10 protein-coding genes are annotated in these 18,579 nt (G+C 62.6%); 5 read left to right on the top strand and 5 right to left on the bottom strand.

Going from position 1 to position 18,579, the window contains the following annotated elements:
- Positions 1–261: 261 nt before the first annotated feature.
- Positions 262–1,281 (bottom strand): alcohol dehydrogenase AdhP, encoded by a 1,020-nt coding sequence (gene adhP / locus ACP_RS16720; RefSeq protein ID WP_202944479.1) that lies wholly within the window; start codon positions 1,279–1,281, stop codon positions 262–264.
- Positions 1,282–1,808: 527 nt separating this feature from the next.
- Positions 1,809–2,987 (bottom strand): radical SAM family heme chaperone HemW, encoded by a 1,179-nt coding sequence (gene hemW, locus ACP_RS16710; protein ID WP_015898519.1) that lies wholly within the window; start codon positions 2,985–2,987, stop codon positions 1,809–1,811.
- Between the two features lie 40 nt (positions 2,988–3,027).
- Between hemW and ACP_RS16705 the strand changes: the two genes are divergently transcribed.
- From ACP_RS16705 to ACP_RS16675, 5 genes are all read left to right on the top strand, one after another.
- Positions 3,028–5,040, top strand: coding sequence for an ABC transporter ATP-binding protein (locus tag ACP_RS16705; protein WP_015898518.1), 2,013 nt, complete (start codon positions 3,028–3,030; stop codon positions 5,038–5,040).
- A 1,479-nt stretch (positions 5,041–6,519) separates the two neighbouring features.
- Positions 6,520–7,383, top strand: coding sequence for a glycoside hydrolase family 16 protein (locus ACP_RS16690; protein ID WP_052294851.1), 864 nt, complete (start codon positions 6,520–6,522; stop codon positions 7,381–7,383).
- 436 nt (positions 7,384–7,819) lie between these two features.
- Positions 7,820–9,022 carry a lipid-A-disaccharide synthase gene (gene lpxB, locus ACP_RS16685; protein WP_015898516.1) on the top strand — a complete coding sequence of 401 codons (1,203 nt, stop codon included), beginning with the start codon at positions 7,820–7,822 and terminating at the stop codon, positions 9,020–9,022.
- Between the two features lie 49 nt (positions 9,023–9,071).
- Positions 9,072–11,021, top strand: coding sequence for a tetratricopeptide repeat protein (locus ACP_RS16680; RefSeq protein WP_015898515.1), 1,950 nt, complete (start codon positions 9,072–9,074; stop codon positions 11,019–11,021).
- 103 nt (positions 11,022–11,124) lie between these two features.
- Positions 11,125–11,721, top strand: coding sequence for a YceI family protein (locus ACP_RS16675; RefSeq protein WP_148215198.1), 597 nt, complete (start codon positions 11,125–11,127; stop codon positions 11,719–11,721).
- 76 nt (positions 11,722–11,797) lie between these two features.
- Here the strand turns inward: ACP_RS16675 and ACP_RS16670 are convergent, their stop codons facing one another.
- The 3 genes from ACP_RS16670 to ACP_RS16660 form a co-directional block, all read right to left on the bottom strand.
- A complete protein-coding gene (locus ACP_RS16670; protein ID WP_041839704.1) occupies positions 11,798–11,977 on the bottom strand; it encodes an Rcat domain-containing protein in 180 nt (59 codons plus the stop codon).
- A gap of 263 nt (positions 11,978–12,240) precedes the next feature.
- On the bottom strand, positions 12,241–15,762 hold the full coding sequence (gene dnaE / locus ACP_RS16665; protein WP_015898512.1) for a DNA polymerase III subunit alpha: 3,522 nt from the start codon (positions 15,760–15,762) through the stop codon (positions 12,241–12,243).
- 269 nt (positions 15,763–16,031) lie between these two features.
- A complete protein-coding gene (locus ACP_RS16660) occupies positions 16,032–18,467 on the bottom strand; it encodes an aldehyde dehydrogenase family protein (protein ID WP_238525594.1) in 2,436 nt (811 codons plus the stop codon).
- Positions 18,468–18,579 lie beyond the last annotated feature (112 nt).

The raw sequence follows: 18,579 nt of genomic DNA, 5'->3' as shown, positions 1-18,579 counted from the left end.
AGAATGTAGCCGCGCGCTCTGCCCATAAAAACATCCTACTGTCGAATACCAGAATTCATGATGAGGCCTAAGTCTGACCATGCCTGTGACGGTTGTCACAGGCATGGTGAAGCGTCGAACGAGGGCATTTCAGGTAAGGCATTTTGAACAATAGCCACCCACCTCCAGCCACGGCCAATGCATGGAGCATGGATTTCGTCGCTGACCAGTTGCAAGGCGGCAGAAAGTTCCGTTCGTTGCCGCCACTGCAGATCGCGATGACTACGTGTTGACGTCAAGAACAATTCGTCCGTCGATGCCGCCGGCTTCCATCTTTGCGAATACGGCATTGATCTCTTCGAGCCTGGCTTTGGCGATGGTGGCATGCACGAGCCCTTCAGCTGCAAAGGAAAGCGCCTCGCTCATATCCAAACGTGTGCCGACGATAGAGCCGCGCAGAGTGATGCCGTTGAGCACCATGTCAAAGATGGGCAGAGGAAACGAACCCGGCGGCAATCCATTCAATGCCACAGTTCCGCCCCGTCGCACCATTCCAAGAGCCTGCTCAAAGGCTTTGGGAGAAACAGCGGTGACGAGTACACCGTGCGCGCCGCCGATTTCTTTTTTGAGGTAGGCCACGGGGTCTTGTTCTTTGGCATTTATCGTGAGGGTTGCGCCCAGCTTTTTGGCGAGAGCCAGTTTGTCCGGGGCCACATCGACCGCCGCCACATGCATGCCCATCGCTTTGGCATATTGCACGGCCAGATGCCCGAGGCCGCCGATGCCTGAAATGACGACCCACTCGCCCGGCTGGGCTTCGGTCATCTTGAGTCCCTTGTAGACGGTGACCCCGGCGCAGACCACCGGCGCGATCTCATAGAAATCGACATTGGCTGGAATGTGAGCGACGTAATTGGGGTCAGCGAGAGCATACTGCGCAAAGCCTCCATCGACGGAATAGCCGCCGTTCTGCTGCTTCTCGCAGAGTGTTTCCCATCCGGCAAGGCAGTGCTCGCATACGCCGCAGGCGGAGTAGAGCCAGGGAATGCCCACGCGGTCTCCCTCTTTAATGTGCTTGACCGACTTGCCCACGCCAGAGACAAATCCAACGCCTTCGTGGCCGGGAACAAAAGGTGGATTCGGCTTCACAGGCCAGTCGCCATGGGCTGCATGCAGGTCGGTGTGGCAAACGCCGCAGGCCTCGATCTTCACTTGAATCTCTTCCGGACCCGGTTCGGGAATCGCCCTCTCTTCAATCGTCAATGGCTTGCCAAACTCGCGCACTACCGCAGCTTTCATCATTTTCGACACAGTATTTCTCCTTCTGGATGAGGTTGGGGAGGCCTGCAAGGGCTTCCTCTTCTGACTTGCAGGTGGAAGATAACCGAACCATCCATCCGACTCAGAATGATCTCGCGTGAAGTAGAGGAGCAGTGACCGATGTCACAGGCTAGCCGCTGCCGAGACAGGCTGGGGAATCGGATTGTATTTTGAGTCCTGATTTAGCGGAATGACCACCAAAAGACGCGAGCATTCAGGGAGAAGATAACCTTGAATTTCATTGGTGATGGAGGCACAGCGGGTTGGCTCCGAAACGGTGCTGGTGCAGATCGTTCGCAGAAGAGAGACTCTCAAGAGCCATACTCTCCTCTTTGAGTGCAGATCGATCAAGCCTGTCAGCTTTGAATTCCCCGAGGATGGTGAGAGCCAACAGCGCACTATGGCGCTTTGGGGCAATTTCATCCAGGCCGATAAGACGAACGGGCGCCTCTCTCTCGTCGAGGAATGCGCTATTTCCTCATCGCCAATCTTCATCCAGAATTGACCGCCTAATCTACGGATTCGCCGGCCAAAAACCTCTCAAAGACTTCATTCGATAGTAGACGCCCATTCATGGTCAGGTGGATGCGATCTCCCCCGCGCGTCACCAGACCCTCCGCCGCCAGCTCGCCCAGCACCGCGTCGAACGCCCCCACGGCTTCCGCGCCAAACTCGGCCCGAAGCGTGGCCAGGCTCACGCCCTCATTCATCCGCAGCCCCAGAAACCACGCCTCCTCCAGCTCCTGCGCGCGGGACAGCGGCTCAGGCCGCGCCCATCCCGCGCCCTCTAAATAAGGCGGCAACTCATCCGTCGTGGCAAAGCGCAGCGCACGGCCACCGGCTTCTCTCAACATCGAGTGCGCATCCACGCCCAGCCCCAGGTACGGCCGCCGCTCCCAGTACCGGCGATTGTGCCGCGACTCGCGCCCCGCGCGCGCAAAGTTCGAGATCTCATACTGCGCCAATCCCGCGCCTGCCAGACGCTCCACCGCCTCCTCATACATGGCCACAATCGCGTCCTCGTTTGGAACCAGCCCGGCCCCATACCGCACGCCGCCCGCCAGCATCTCCGCGCCCAGCTTCGAGGCGTCGTCCACCTCCAGCATGTAGACGCTCGCGTGGCCCACGCCCGTCTCTGCCAGGCAATCCAGAGACTCGCGCCAGGTCGCCCGCGTCTGCCCCGGCAGCCCGGCCAGCAAGTCGAGGCTCACGTCCTCGATGCCCGCCGCGCGCGCCCGCTCCACATCGCGAAACACATCGGCCCGCCCATGCAGCCGCCCCGTCGCCTGTGCCTCGGCGTCCACAAATGACTGCACGCCAAAGCTCAGCCGGTTCGCGCCCGTCTCCACCATCGCCGCCAGCGTCTCGTCGGCCAACTGTGCCGGAGCCGCCTCAAACGTAATCTCCGCGCCAGCCAGCACGCTGAACTCGTCGCGAATCGCCGCCATCAGCCGCCGCACCAGCTCCGGAGGCAGCAGCGACGGCGTGCCGCCGCCAAAGTAGATCGTGTCCACCGTCTGCGGCAGCGCCGCGCCCCACTCGGCCGCGCGCGCCCGCGCCGCCGCCATGTCTTCCACCAGGCGCGCCACGTAGCGGTCAAAGTAGCTGGCCGGAAAAACCCCCGACGCAAAGTTGCAGAAGGTACATTTTGACCGGCAAAACGGAATCGAGAGGTACAGCCCGAGCATCCCTTAGATTGTCGCACTCGTAAAATAGACAAGACCGCCTATGCCCCCTCAGCAGAGCAAGCCCGAAAACCGGCAGAAGAGCCCCCAGGCCGAGCCCGCCGCCAAAAAGCCCGCGCAGCACCAGGACGACGACGTCGCCGGCAAAGCCTATGACAGCCGGCTCATGGGCCGTCTGCTCAAATATCTCGGCCCTTATAAATGGACCGCCATCATCGCCACCGTCGCCGTCATTCTCAAGGCCGGCGCTGACGTGCTGGGGCCCTACCTCACCAAGGTCGCCGTCGATAAATACATGACGCACGCTCCGGCGGCCAAGCAGTCGTTTCTGGCGAAATACCTCAGCAGCAACGCCTGGCACGGCATCACGCAGCTTGCGCTCATCTACATCGGCGCGCTCGTCTTTAGTTATGTTTTAGAGGCGCTGCAGACATACATCGTCCAGTGGACCGGCCAGAAGGTCATGTTCGATCTCCGCCGTGAAATCTTTCGCCACCTGCAGCGCATGGACGTCGGCTTCTATGACCGCAACCCCGTCGGCCGCCTCGTCACCCGCCTCACCAACGACGTCGATGCGCTCAACGAAATGTTCACCACCGGCGTCTTCGCCATCTTTGAAGACATCTTCGTGCTCGCCGGCATCGTCGGCGTCATGCTCAGCATGAGCTGGTGGCTCGCGCTCGTCGCCTTTGCCGTGCTGCCCTTCATCCTGCTGGTCACGCGCATCTTCCGCAAATATGTGCGCGACTCCTACCGGCGCATCCGCACGGCGCTGGCCCGCATCAACTCCTACTCGCAGGAGCATGTGAGCGGCATGTCGATCGTGCAGCTCTTCAACCGGGAAAAGCCCGCCTACCAGAGCTTCGAGTCCATCAACAAGAGCTACCTCGACGCCTTCAAAGACGCTATCATGGCCTACGCGCTCTACTACCCGGCGGTGGAAATCCTCAGCTCCATCGCCATCGCGCTCATCATCTGGCAGGGCGGCAATGGCGTCATTCGCGGCGCGGTCGATCTCGGCGTGCTCGTCGCCTTCATGCAGTACGCGCAGCGCTTCTTCCGGCCCATTCAGGACCTCAGCGAAAAGTACAACATTCTGCAGGCCGCCATGGCCGCCAGCGAGCGCATCTTCAAGCTGCTCGACACCGAGCCTGAAATCGTCTCGCCCGCGCAGCCCGCCGCTGCTCAGCCGTCCGGCCCCGAGGCCAATTCAGAGGCCGGCCGCATCGAGTTCCGCAACGTCTGGTTCACCTATCAGCGCCTCACGCCTCAGCAGCAGCAGCAGATCGCCACGGCCACACCCGCTGAACTGGAGGCCATGAGCGAGATCGAGTGGATTCTGCGCGGCGTCAGCTTCACCATCGAGCCCGGCCAGACCGCCGCCATCGTGGGCCATACCGGAGCCGGCAAAACCACGCTCACCGGCCTCATGATGCGCTTCTATGACATTCAGCACGGCAGCGTGCTGGTCAACGGCATCGATGTGCGCCAGCATGACCTGACGCGCCTGCGCCAAAACTTCGGCGTCGTCCTGCAGGACCCGTTCCTCTTCAGCGGCACCATCGCCGACAACATTCGCCTCGGCAGCGGCCACATCACCGACGACGAGCTGCGCCTCGCCGCCGAGCAGGTCAATGTGGATGAGTTCATCCAGACGCTGCCCGCGCAATATCAGGAGATGCTGCGCGAGCGCGGCAACAGCCTCTCCACCGGGCAGAAGCAGCTCATCAACTTCGCCCGCGCGCTGGCCCACAACCCGCGCATCCTCATCCTTGACGAGGCCACCTCCTCGGTCGATACCGACACGGAGCTGCGCGTGCGCACCGCCCTCGAACGCATGGTGCGCGACCGCACCTCGGTCATCGTGGCGCACCGCCTCTCGACCGTGCAGCGCGCTGACGTCATTCTGGTGATGCATCGCGGCCACCTGCGCGAAATGGGCTCGCACCAGGAACTGCTCGCCCTGCACGGCCTCTACTGGAAGCTCTACCAGCTCCAGTACAAAGACCAGGAAATGCCCACGCTGGGCATGTCGCCGTCGCTCGCGAATAGCTGAGAGCTGCTAGCTTTTAGCTATCAGTTGTCAGTTGTCAGTCCCCAGTTGTCAGTCCTCGATGGTTAGCCCTCAATGGCCAGTTGTTGGTGCTCAGTGCCCGGAAAATTCGGGTGCCCCACGTCTCGCTTCTGAGACGTGGGGTCATCTCTACCCAACCCTGGTCACTGACAACTGGGGACTGACAACTGACGACTGGCAACTGACGACTGGCTTTCCCCCTGCCGGTAATTCCCCCTCCCCTTGCTATCCTTGAAACAGAGCATCGATTCCGCGCGCTATTCCACCCGATCCCGCACAATGTGAATCCATATTCACATTTTTCGTCATTTAGAATCAGCCACTTCCATCCAAATCCCAGAAAAACACCAGAATGTGAATCGCCATTCACATTCCCCCCCCTTCACTCCGGCCAAACGCAAGCACCATCCGCCCGCGCCCCAGATGCGTCATTCTGAGCCGAAGGCGAAGAATCCCGAGGAACCCTCCGCCAACCATCACCGCCGAAGTTTCTCCCACCATGCCGGGTGCCCCACGTCTCGCTTCTGAGACGTGGGATCGTCTCCCCCAGGGCAAGGCTTCAGCCCCTGCACACATCCACCAACTCATCCCCGCCCCGCTAACCACTGAAAACTGAGGACTGACAACTGGCAACTGACCACTAACAACTGGGGACTGACAACTGAAAACTGGGGACTAGCATTACCCTGCCGGTAATTTCCCCCAAACTTGCTACTCTAAAAATAGAGACTTCTCCTCCCCGAACGGGACGCCTGCACACGCGGCGTCCCGTTCGCTTTTTCAGCAAGAAGCAAGCCAGGTCGCAGCGCCAGATCGCAGCATCAGGCAGCAGCAAGGAGCACGGCATGAATCCCGAAGAGATCCCCGACAGCATGGCCGGCGAGCCGCACGAAGACAGCCCCTACACGGCGCGGCCCGCGTCCACTGCGCCGCATTTCCCCGCTCCCGGCGCGGTCTTCGACCCCTCCTACGATCCGCTGCGCGACTACGACCAAAACGGCGAGCCAGACGAAGCTCTCGCCTCCGTCTGGTCGCGCCGCAGCTTCGCGCAGGCGCTGCTCGCCGCCGTGCACGAGCGCGAAAAAGAGATTGCCAATGCCTATGCGGACAAGCTCTGCGAAGGCAGCGTCTCGCTCATCAAACTCATGGTTGAGCTTGAGCGCGAGTCCGCCGAAGAGCAGCGCCGAGCCGAAGAACGCCGCGCCCCCACGCTCTCACAGGCTCTGCTGCCGCTGCTGCGCCGCGACCTCATTCCGCAAAAGGAGGCCGAGCGCAAAGCCGCCCAGGCCTCCAGGCCATGGGAGACCCCCGGCTACGGCCAGGACGGCTTTGACCTCAAGGCCATGTGCGAGCGGGCTGCAGAGACAATGGTTTGTTTTATGAACGAGATCGAAGCACGCTCTTGCCAGACGCACCCTCCCGCAGGGTATAAACAAGTGGCTGTTTCTTCCGCCTATGAACATGACACTCCTGCGCCCGCTCCGTCTGCTGCCCCTGCTGCTGCTCGCCCTCTCTCCCGCTGCCGTGCTGGCCGCGCCCGCATCGCCCGGCACATCCGCCACCGCAGCGTGGCATCTGGTGTGGGCCGACAACTTTCGCCAGTCGAGCCGCCAGCCCAACCCGTCCAACTGGACCTACGACACCGGCCCGCGCAAAGACGGCAACCGGGAGCTCGAAACCTATTGCGGATACGGCTCGAACCGCGGCCCCTGCCACGCGCGGCAGCCGAACGTGTGGGTGAGCCACGGCAAGCTGCACATCGCGGCGCGCGAGCCACGGCCCGGCGTCTACACCTCGGCGCGGCTCAAGACCGAGGGCCTCAGGAGCTTCGCGTACGGGCGCATGGAGGCGCGCATCAAGATTCCGCGCGGGCAGGGCATGTGGCCGGCCTTCTGGATGCTCGGCGACAACATCGAGCAGGTTGGCTGGCCGAAGTGCGGGGAGTTCGACATCATGGAGAACATCGGCAAGACGCCCGCGACCGTCTATGGCTCGGTACACGGCCCCGGCTTCATCGGGCACATTATCACCCACCGCTATTCCCTGCCCAGCCACGCGAACTTCTATAAGAAGTTCCACGTCTACGGCATGATCTGGTCGCCAAAGAAGGTCGAGTTCTACGTCGATAGCCCCAGGAACATCTACGCCACCGAAACCCCGGCCGACCTGCCGCCGGGCGCGCGCTGGCCCTTTGATGACGGCAAATATTTCTTCATCCTCAACCTCGCCGTTGGCGGCGGCTGGCCGGGCAATCCTGACGCCACGACGAAGTTCCCCGCCACCATGCTGGTGGACTGGGTGCGGGTGTATCAGCACGGGCAGTGAACAGTTGTCAGTCCCCGGTTGTCAGTTGTCAGCGGGCGGTTACCGGTCCCCAGTGGCCAGTCCCCAGTTACCAGTCCCTCTCAACGATGCGTCATTCTGAGCCGAAGGCGAAGAATCCCGGCAATGTTTCGGCAGCGAATACGGCTCAAAGTTTCTCCCACGCACTTGCCGGCAGGATGGGAGAAACCTGAGATGGCATCGGTACGCGCGGAATCGCCGGGATTCTTCGGCCAAAAACAGGCCTCAGAATGACGCGAGGAAAAGGTTGAGCGCTGACGAAAGAAAACCGTTGGACAGCGCGCTGAGAGCTGGCAACCGATCACTGACAACTGTGGACTGACAACTGGGGACTAACAACTGACCACAACCCCGGCACGCCCTGGCGCCGAAGGCGCGTATGCCCGGACGGCGAGTCCCAATACAATAGGGGCAGCCGATGTCCTCTGCTCCCAATATCTTTCTCTCGGCCGGCGAAGCCTCGGGCGAGCACTACGGTGCCGCGCTCATTCCGGCGCTGCGCGCGCTTTATGCCGATGCGCGCTTCTTTGGCCTGGGCGGGCAGCGCATGCAGGCGCTCGGCATGGAGCGCATTGTGCGCGCTGAAGATGTCGCCGTCATGGGCATCACCGAAGTGGTGCGCCACCTGCCGCGCATCTATGGCGAATACCTCAAGCTGAAGCGCTCCATCATCGAGCGCAAGCCCGATCTCGCCATTCTTATCGACTTTCCTGACGTCAATCTGTCGCTGGCGCGCACGCTGCATGAGCAGGGCACGCCGGTGCTCTACTTTGTCTCGCCGCAGCTCTGGGCGTGGAAGAAGTACCGCATCCGCAAGGTGCAGCGCTATGTGGATCGCATGCTGGTCATCTTCCCGTTTGAAGAGGCGTTTTATCAGGGCCACGGCGTGCAGGCCGACTTTGTCGGGCATCCGCTCACCGAGGTGCCGCTGCCCACCATCACGCGCGCGGAGTTTGCCGCCGCGCACCATCTCGACCCAGCGAAGCACTGGGTGGGCCTGCTGCCAGGCAGCCGCGGCAAAGAGATTCGCCTCAACCTGCCCGAGATGATCGCCGCCGCAAAGCAGCTCGGCCATGAGCACGAATACGTGCTGCCGCTCGCGCCCACACTCACCGAGGCGCAGCGCGGCCATGTGCGGCAGATGCTCGCCGCGCTCACGGCTTCGGCCCATGACGCCGCACATGACCAGGCCCCCCGCATCACCGTCGTGGCGGACGCCCGCGCCACGCTGCATCACGCGCGCGCGAGCATCGTGGCCAGCGGCACGGCTACGGTGGAGGCCGCGCTGATCGGAAATCCCTTTGTGGTGGTCTATCGCGTCTCGCCGCTCAGCTATGCCATCGCCAGGCGCGTGGTTACGGTGCCGCATGTGGCCATGGCCAACCTGATTGCCGACCGGCGCGTGGTGCCCGAACTGATTCAGGATGACTTCACCGCCGCCAACATCGTGCGGGAGATGCAGCCGCTCGTGGCCAGCGATCGCGCCCGCGAGCAGATGATGACCGGGCTCGCGGAGGTTCGTGCGAAGCTCTCCACCCCCGGCAGCAGCGCCATCGCACGCGTGACCAAAGTAGCGCATGAGATGCTGCAACGCCGCGCCGCATTGAGTAGAGTGAGATGACGGCATGAGCGTGCGAGGGGCAATCCGGTACTGCGTGGCAGGGGCGTGCATGCTGCTGGCCGCCACGTCGGCGCGCGCGCAATACGCGGCGCAATCGGGCACGCCGCTGGTCGATGTGACCGGCTACGTCATCGACGCAACGGTGCAGCCGGCCCGGCACTCCCTCGCGGCCACCGCGCAGGTCACCTTCACGCCCACGGCCGATCTGCCCACCGCGAGCTTTGTACTGCATGACGCGCTGCGCGTGCAGAAGGTGGCCGATGCCAGCGGCAACGCCATTCCCGGCGAGCGCGGACCCAATGACACGCTGCTGCTCACGCCCGCTACGCCGCTGGTGAAGGGGCAGAGCTATACGTGGACCTTCACCTACGCGGGCCAGCTCGACGGCAGCGCAACTTCAGGCCCGGTGCCGGGGCTGACGCTTGCGAAGATCGACGCGGACACCAGCTACCTGCTCTATGGCGGCGCGTGGTTCCCCATGGACGGCTACCTGACCGACCGCTTCACCGCGACCCTGCACATCACCGTGCCCAGCGGCTACACCGTGGTGGGCAGCGGAGCCGTTGCCATCAGCAAGACAGACGCCAGCGGCATGCGCGAGTACGACTTCGCGTGGACGAAGCCCAGCTTTCCCGGCACCATTCTCGTGGGCAAGTGGGTCGATGTGCCTGATCCGCAGGCGGCAAATATTCATCTTTACGTCTCGCCCGCGCACCAGAAGGCTGCCGAGGGCAGCTACGGCACCTCGGCGCTCGATGAATTTGCCTTTTTCACGAGTACATTTGGCGAGCCGCCGTCAAACACGCTCAATATTGTGGAGCTGCCCAACGGCACAGTGCCCGCCTACTGGGCGCCCGGGATCGCGGCCATCGCCAGCGCGCACATCGGCGGCGGCAATGACGCTCGCCTGCTGGCCAACACCATCGCGCACCAGTGGTGGAGCGCCGAGGTGAGTCCGGCCACGCTCAACGATGCCTGGATCACCAACGGCATGTGTACCTATGCCGAGCTGTTGTATCTGGAGTATCAGGACGGCGAAGGCGCGCTCGCAAACGCCATTCAGGACGTAGCCGCCGGAGCGCTGGCCTATGACACCACGCCGCTCACCAGCGCGGGACGGCTCGGGGCCTTCTCACCGCAGTTTCAGTCGATGACCTTTGAGAAGGGCGCCATGGTCTTTCACATGCTGCGCTGGGTCATGGGCAATGACAGCTTCAACAAAGCGTTGCAGGCCGTGCTCACCGAATATGCGGGCAAGGATGTGAGCACCGCGCAATTTGAAAAAGCCGCCGAGGCGCATACGCAGCAGAATCTGGTTCCCTTTTTTGCCGAGTGGCTCGACGGCACCGGCGCGCCCGATTTCAAAACGAAGTGGGATGTCTACCGCCTCGGCAACGGCAAGGGTTTTCGCACCGTGGGCGCGATTGAGCAGCAGCTTGACCTGTTGAACATGCCGGTGGATGTGCGCATTGAGACGCAGGGCAAGACAGTGAATCACGTAGTACAGGTGGTGGGCAACAGCACTCCGTTTGACATTGAGACCTTTGGTGAGCCGAGCAGAATCAGCATCGATCCTGACTGGCACGTGCTGAAAGACACGCCCGATATGCAGGTGCGCGTGGACATTCTGCGCGGACAGCAGAAGGCCGCGCAGGGCGACGTGGCCGGAGCTCTGGCGGAGTATCAGGCCGCGCTCAAGGTGAATCCGCAAAGCTCGCTCGCGAGCTTTCGCATGGGCGAGCTGCTCTTTGCGCAACACGATTATCAGGCCGCGGTGAATGCCTACCGCGACGCACTGAGCGGCGACAACCAGCCCAAATGGACCGAGGCATGGAGTCACATCGAGATCGGCAAGATCTTTGACATCACCGGCCAGCGCGACCGCGCGGTGAACGAATACCGGCAGGCGCTCGAGACGCATGACAACACCTCCGGCGCCATGAATGAGGCGCGGCATGACATTCAGGTGCCTTATAAGCTGCCGGGGGCCGGCTCGTGATCTTCAGCGCCGGGCGGTTGCGATGTAGACTGGCATCGCGCGGAACCGGCTATTATCAGGGCCGCAAGGTTGACTGCTTTTTTTGTAACCAAGGAGAGACGCAATGAAGTTTTATCGCAATCTGAGCGTGGCCACGATGGCCCTGCTGATGGGCGGCGCGGTCGCCGCCTATGCCCAGACCACGACCTACAACATCGACCCCATGCATTCTGAGGCCGACTTCAGCATTCTGCACATGGACCTCTCGCACGTCCACGGGCAGTTCAGCCACATCACCGGCACCATCGTGCTTGACGCCAAGGACATGAGCAAGTCCTCAGTGCAGGCGACCATTCCCATCGACACCGTGGACACCGGCGTCTCCATGCGCGACAAGGATCTCAAGGGCACCGAATTCTTTGATGCCGCCAAGTTCCCCACCATGACCTTTCAGAGCACCAGCGTGACGCCCGACAGCGACGGCTACAAGGTGGTGGGCAACCTCACCCTGCACGGCGTGACCAAGCCGGTGACCCTGCAGATGGACGCGCTCGGGCCGGCCATCAACATGCACGGCCAGATGCATCGCGGTTTTCAGGCGACGACCAGCATCGACCGCAAGGACTTTGGCCTCAAGTGGAACGGCCTGCTGCCCAATGGCGACGCGATGATCGGCGACAACGTGAAGATCACGCTCGATGTGGAAGCCGCCGCGAAGTAAGGCTCCCGCTCCCAAGAAAAATGCCCGGCGATTGCCGGGCATTTCTTTTGGGTGCTTCCGCGCCGCGCGGAAGGAATTAGAGCTTCTCGAAAAAGTCGCAGGCCGAGCAGGAGATGTAGACGCCACCGGGAATGCCGCGCTCGCGGTCCTTGACGCGCTTGACGATGCGCGTGGGCTTGGAGCACTTGGGACAATCGGTGCTCTTGGTGGTGTCCATCACCTTCTTACGATCTGCGGTTTTGGCGATCTTAGCCATAACACATTTCTCCTCAACGGAAACTAGACGAACTGAATTGGCCTGCCGGTTCACGGTCAGGCACAGAACGGCCGGGCTTCTGTGGGAATCGCCTGAAGTAGCAGGGTACGCTGCAGAAGAACGTCGGTCTCGCTTTCAGTAGTTTACACGAGGAACGGCATTTCGGGGCGCGCGGGGGTTCGGGCCGCAAGGTCACGACCCCACTCAGGCCGACACCTGGCTTGCATGGGGCACCCGTTTTGAATTGCCCCGTTTTGAATGGCTTAGTCCAGCGCCTGCACGCTGCCTCGGCCCAGCAGCAGTTCGGCCTGATCAATAAAGGCGCGGTCAGCGGCGACGGTGAAGCCCTCCGGCTCCATCACGACACAGTATTCGCCCTTCTTCTCAAGGTTGAGCATCATCTTGCCCGGCCCCGGCACGGCGGAGATGAGCTGGTGCAGCTCCTCCAGCGTGGACTCGCTGATACGGTCCAGTTGCACGCGAATGCGCACGTTGGACGGCAGCTTGACCTTGACGTCATCGAGCGCCTGAATGGAGGAGATAGCCAGCTTGGGCGCGGCCTCTTCCTCGGCACGCAACGCGCCGCGCACCACCACGGGCGCTTCCATCTTGAGCGAGTCCGCGAGGCGCTCATAATCGCGCGGGAAGCAGATGAGGTCGATCTTGCCCGTCGCATCTTCGAGCGAGGCCTGTGCATAGAGGTCGCCCGAGCGCTTCGACTTGGCCACCTTGAGGCCGACGATCATGCCGGCGATGGCGATCTCGTTTTCATTGGACTGGCCGCGGCGGCCGGTCGGGGGCGCGGGCTTCATCTCGAGCGCCGTGGCCGTGTCGATGATGCCGGGCAGGTTGCGCAGCTTCTCGGCATAGCGGTCGAGCGGATGGCCGGAGACGAAGAAGCCGAGCACTTCCTTCTCCGATTGCAGGCGCAGCGCCTCTTCCCAGTCGGGCACGTTGGGCAGGTCGTCAGCGGGCGAGGCGGAGGCCGGCGCATCGGCGTCAAAGAGGCCGAAGAGTCCGCTCTGGCCGGCGGCCTCATCGCGCTGCGCCTTTTGCGCGCGCTCAATGGCCTTGTCCACCGAGGCCATCAGTTGCGCGCGGCGGCCAAAGGAGTCGAGCGCCCCGGCCTTGATGAGCGACTCGATGACGCGCTTGTTCATCAGGCGCAGATCGACTTTTTCGCAGAACTCCCAGAAGTTCTGGAAAGACTTGCCCTCGGCGGCGAGTTTGCCGCGCGCATCGAGAATGGAGTCAATCGCGTTGCGGCCCACGTTCTTGATGGCCGTGAGGCCAAAGCGAATGGACTTGCCATGCGGCGTGAAGTCCGCATCGCTGAAGAGCACGTCGGGGGGCTCGACGGGAATCTCGATTTCGCGGCATTCCTGAATGTACTTGACCACGTTTTCAGGCTTCGAGATTTCAGAGGTGAGCAGCGCCGCCATGAACTCGACCGGGTAGTGTGTCTTGAGCCAGGCCGTGTGATAGGCCAGCAGCGCGTAGGCGGCCGAGTGCGACTTGTTGAAGCCGTAACCGGCGAACTGCTCCATGAGGTCAAAGATCTTGACGATCTTGTCCTTGGGAAATTCGCGCTCGAGCGCACCGGATACGAAGCGGTCGCGCTGCTTGGCCATCTCCTCGGGATTTTTCTTACCCATGGCGCGGCGCAGCAGATCGGCCTCGCCGAGCGAGTAGCCGGCGAGCACGTTGGCGATCTGCATCACCTGCTCCTGGTAGACAATGACGCCAAGCGTCTCCTTGAGGATGGTTTCAAGCGGCGGCAGTTCATACTCCACCTTGCGGCGGCCCCACTTGCGCTCGATGAAGTCGTCGATCATGCCGCCCTGGATCGGGCCGGGGCGGTAGAGCGCGTTGAGCGCGGTGAGGTCTTCGACGCAGGTGGGCTTGTAGCGGCGCAGCACGTCGCGCATGCCGCCGGACTCAAACTGGAAGACGCCCGAGGTGAGCGCGCGATGGAAGACGCGCTCGTAGGTCTCCTGATCGTCGAGCGGCACCTTGGCCATATCGACCGTCTCGCCGCGATTTTTGCGGATCATCTTCAGGCAGTCATCAATGACGGTGAGCGTCGTGAGCCCGAGGAAGTCCATTTTGAGCAGGCCCATCTTTTCGACGGCCTTCATGTCATAGGCGGTGACGATTTCGTCGTTTTTGCTGCGGCTGAGCGGCACCAGATCGGTGAGCGGGCGCGGCGCGATGACCACTCCGGCGGCGTGTACGCCCGCGCCGCGCACCAGGCCTTCGAGGCGCTTGGCGGTGTCGATCAGCTCGCGAATCTGCGTGTTGCCCTCGTAGGCCTCCTGCAGTTGCGGCGAATCAGTGAGCGCCTGATCGATGGTGACGCCGATGGTCGCCGGAATCATCTTGGCGATGCGGTCCACATCGCCGTAGGGCATGTCGAGGGCGCGGCCCACGTCTTTGATGGCGGCCTTGGCGGCCATGGTGTTGAAAGTGATGATCTGCGCGACCTGCTCGCGGCCATACTTGCGGGTCACGTATTCAATGACCTCGCCGCGGCGGTTCATGCAGAAGTCGATGTCGATATCAGGCATGGAGACGCGCTCGGGATTGAGAAAGCGCTCAAAGAGGAGCACGTTCTGCAGCGGGTCAATGTCGGTGATCTCCATGACGTAGCCGACCAGCGAGCCGGCGGCGGAGCCACGGCCCGGCCCGACGGGAATGTCGTGGTCCTTGGCGTAGCGGATGAAGTCCCAGACGATGAGGAAGTAGCCGGAGAACTTCATCTGCTTGATGATGCCGATTTCGCGCTCTAAGCGGGCCTCGTAATCGCTGATGGGGCTGCGGAGAATGCCGCGGTCCTGAAGATGACGAATGGCGGTGTCGAGACGCTTTTTGAAGCCTTCGCGGCAGACATGCTCAAAGTAGCTGTCAATGGTGTGGCCGGGCGGAACGGCGAATTCCGGGAAGGGATTATCGACCTTGTTGAGCTTGAGGTTGCAGCGCTCGGCAAACTGCATGGTGCGGCTGACGACCTCGGGCGCGTGCGGAAAGAGGCGCTCCATTTCAGCAGCGGACTTGACGTAGAACTGGTCAGAGTCAAACTTGAAGCGCTTGGGATCATGAATGGACCCGGCCGTCTGCACGCACAGCAGCACGTCATGCGCGTGGTGGTCGTCTTCGCAGAGATAGTGGCTGTCATTGGTGGCGACGAGCGGAATGTCGAGATCCTTCTCGAGCCGGAACATGTCGGCGTGGATCTTCTTTTCGAGTTCGAGGCCCTGATCCTGAATTTCAAGGAAGAAGTTGCCGCGTCCGAAGATGTCCTGATATTGCGCGGCGGTGGCGCGGGCGGCCTGATAGTTGTCGGCCATGAGGTTCTGGCAGAATTCACCGGCGAGGCAGCCGGAGAAGCCGATGAGGCCCGCGGCGTGCTCGGCAAGATATTTTTTGCTGATGCGCGGCTTGCGATAAAAGCCGTGCAGCGAGGCCTCAGAGGTGATGCGGACGAGATTGCGGTAGCCCTCTTCGCTCTCGGCGAGCACCAGCAGGTGGTTGTAGTCATCGCCCTGCGGATCGGCGCGGTGATCCTCTTTCTGGCAGATGTAAAGCTCACAGCCGAGGATGGGCTTGATGCCCTTCTTTTTAGCCGCTTCAAAGAAATGCACCGCCCCGTAGATGTTGCCGTGATCGGTGATGGCGACGGAGGTTTGCCCGATACTGGCGACGTGGCCGACAAGCTTTTCAACATCGCAGGCGCCGTCGAGGAGGGAGTAGTCGGTGTGCAGGTGCAGATGGGTAAATTCAGCCATGACTCTGCACAGTATTTTAGTGCCGGGGTGGTGCGAGGTTTTGGGAGGGGTGAGGAAAACGGGGGACGGAACTGGGTGGGGCACGGGTCCGAACACACGGACCCGGGGCGCCCGTGAGGGAACAACCCCAGTCAAGCCAACTTCAGGCTTGACTGGGGCACCTATATCCTCGATTGCCCGCAGTGGCTAAAGCCCACTTGCTCTGGTGGCGCTAACGGCACGGCTGAAGCCGTGCCCTGATACGCGCGTGCCTGCAAACCTTACTGCATTTATTCGCCGTAGGGGACCCAGATGTTTTTGATCTGGGTGGCGTGGCGCAGGTACCACTCGCCCTCACCCTGTTGGGCGTGGAACCAGTCGATGGCGTGGCCGTCGTGAGTGAAAACCTGTTTGAGGTTGCCGGTGGAGGCACGGCGGATGGTCTCGCATTCCGCAGGATCGGCAAAGTACCAGATGGCGCTGACGTCGTCGTGCCCGGCGAGGGTTTTGCCGAGGTCGCGCGGAGGACCGGCGACGAGGTTGATGACTCCGGCAGGTAGGTCACTGGTGTCAAAGAGCGGATAGAGCACGCCCATGATGAGCGGATAGCTCTGCGAAGGCACGGCCACCACGCGATTGCCCATGGCGATGGCGGGCAGTACAAGCGAGAGCAGGCCGAGCAGCGGCGCTTCGCTGGGGCAGACGATGCCGAGCACGCCCAGCGGCTCATGCATGGCCAGCGTGACGTTGCGCATGGGCGGCTGATGCACCGCGCCATCGAATTTGTCAGCCCATGCGGCGTAGGCGAAGATGCGCTCGATGCTCAGCGCGACTTCGCGGGCGGCCTGGGCTTCGCCCACCACGGGGGCCAGCGCAGCGGCGATCTCCGCCTCGCGATGGGTCATGTTTTCGGCAAGGTAATAGAGCACCTGTGCGCGGTTGTGGGCCGAAGTCCTAGCCCACCCGGCGGCCTTGTGCGCGGCCTCGACGGCGTTGCGAATGTCTTTGCGGCTGCCGAGCGGGGCTTCGCCGAGGAGGCTTCCATCGGCGGCGTAGACGGGGAAGCTGTAGCCGGAATCCGGACGGGCCTGCTTGCCGCCGATGTATTGCTTGATGGTGGAGTCGATGGCGGGAGTTCCCTGCTCCGGCCCTGGAAAAGCCGCGCCGGAATGAGGGCTGGCGCCGGATGGGAGTGCCGGAGCGTTTTGCAACCATGACGGTTGCAGATACTCATAGAGGCCCTCGCGGCCGCCTTCGCGGCCATAGCCGCTCTCGCGGTAGCCGCCGAATCCGCAGACTGCGTCGAAGAAGTTGGTGCCGTTGATCCAGACCACGCCGGCTTTGACGCGCGAGGCGACATCGAGGGCGACATTGATGTTCTCGCTCCAGACGCTGGCAGCGAGGCCGTACACGGTGTTGTTGGCCAGCTCGACGGCCTCATGCAGCGTGCGGAAGCTGAGGACCGAGAGCACGGGACCGAAGATTTCCTGCTGCGCGACGGTGGACGCCGGATGCACGCCGGTGAGCAGCGTGGGCGGGTAGTAGAGGCCGCGCGCGGGCAGCGGATTCGTGGGCTGCCAGCAGGTCGCGCCCTCTTCGACGCCCTGGGCAACGAGGCGCTGGATGCGCTCCAACTGCACCGGAGCGACGATGGCGCCCATGTCAATGGCCTTGTCGAGCGGCGCGCCGAGGCGGAGTGTCTGCATGCGCGCGCGCAGTTTGGCGGTGAGAGTTTCGAGAATGGATTCCTGCACGAGCAGGCGCGAACCCGCGCAGCAGACCTGGCCCTGGTTGAACCAGATGCCATCGACGACGCCTTCGACGGCGCTGTCAAGATCGGCGTCGTCAAAAACGATGAAGGGCGATTTGCCGCCGAGTTCCAGCGAGAGCTTTTTGGTGGTGGCGTTGCGAATGGCGCGGCCCACTTCGGTTGAGCCGGTGAAGGCGAGCTTGTCGATGCCGGGGTGCGCGGTGAGCGCTTCGCCGGTGCGTCCATCGCCGGTGACGATGTTGACGACGCCGGGCGGCAGGGCGATCTCCTGGCAGATTTCGGCGAAGGCGAGCGCGGTGAGCGGCGTGAATTCGGCGGGCTTGAGCACGGCGGTGTTGCCGCAGGCGAGCGCGGGGGCGATCTTCCAGGCGAGCATGAGCAGGGGGAAGTGCCAGGGAATGATCTGGCCGGCGACCCCCACGGGCGCGTAACCGGGAAGCTCGCGCGGCAGCAGTTGCGCCCATCCGGCATGGTGGTAGAAGTGGCGGGCGACGAGCGGAATGTCAATGTCGCGCGACTCGCGGATGGGCTTGCCGTTGTCGAGGGTTTCGAGCACGGCGAGGCGGCGGGCATGCTTCTGCACCTGCCGCGCCATGGCGTAGAGATAGCGCGCGCGGGCATGCGGCGTGAGCGCCTGCCACGGGGCGAGCGCGGCGCGGGCGGCGCGGACGGCGGCATCGACATCCTCAGCGGAGCCCTGCGCGATGGCGGCGAGGGTTTCGCCGGTGGAGGGGTCGGTGGTCTCAAAAACTTCGCCGGACTCGTGCCACCGGCCCGCGATGAAGTGACCGAAGCGGCGCGCGTGACGGTCGAGCCAGGCCAGAGCTTCTTTGCTGTCTTCGAGCGAGGGACCGTATTCGAGGGTTTCCATTTTTTCGAGAATGCTCATCGGAGTCTTGATTCCCTCAAGGGCGAGAGCCCATGGGTTGGTTGGATCGGTGGATGCGCGGGCCAAGGCCCGCACCCTTCACGGTTTTCAGGGGCTAAAGCCCTCGGATTTTGCTCAGTGCTTGTGGCATGGCTAAAGCCATGCCCTGATACTTTCCGTCTCTGCCTGGAGTTGCGAT

The organism is Acidobacterium capsulatum ATCC 51196 (genome assembly GCF_000022565.1).
Lineage (GTDB): Bacteria > Acidobacteriota > Terriglobia > Terriglobales > Acidobacteriaceae > Acidobacterium > Acidobacterium capsulatum.
This window is presented reverse-complemented; position numbering and strand designations above follow the sequence as displayed.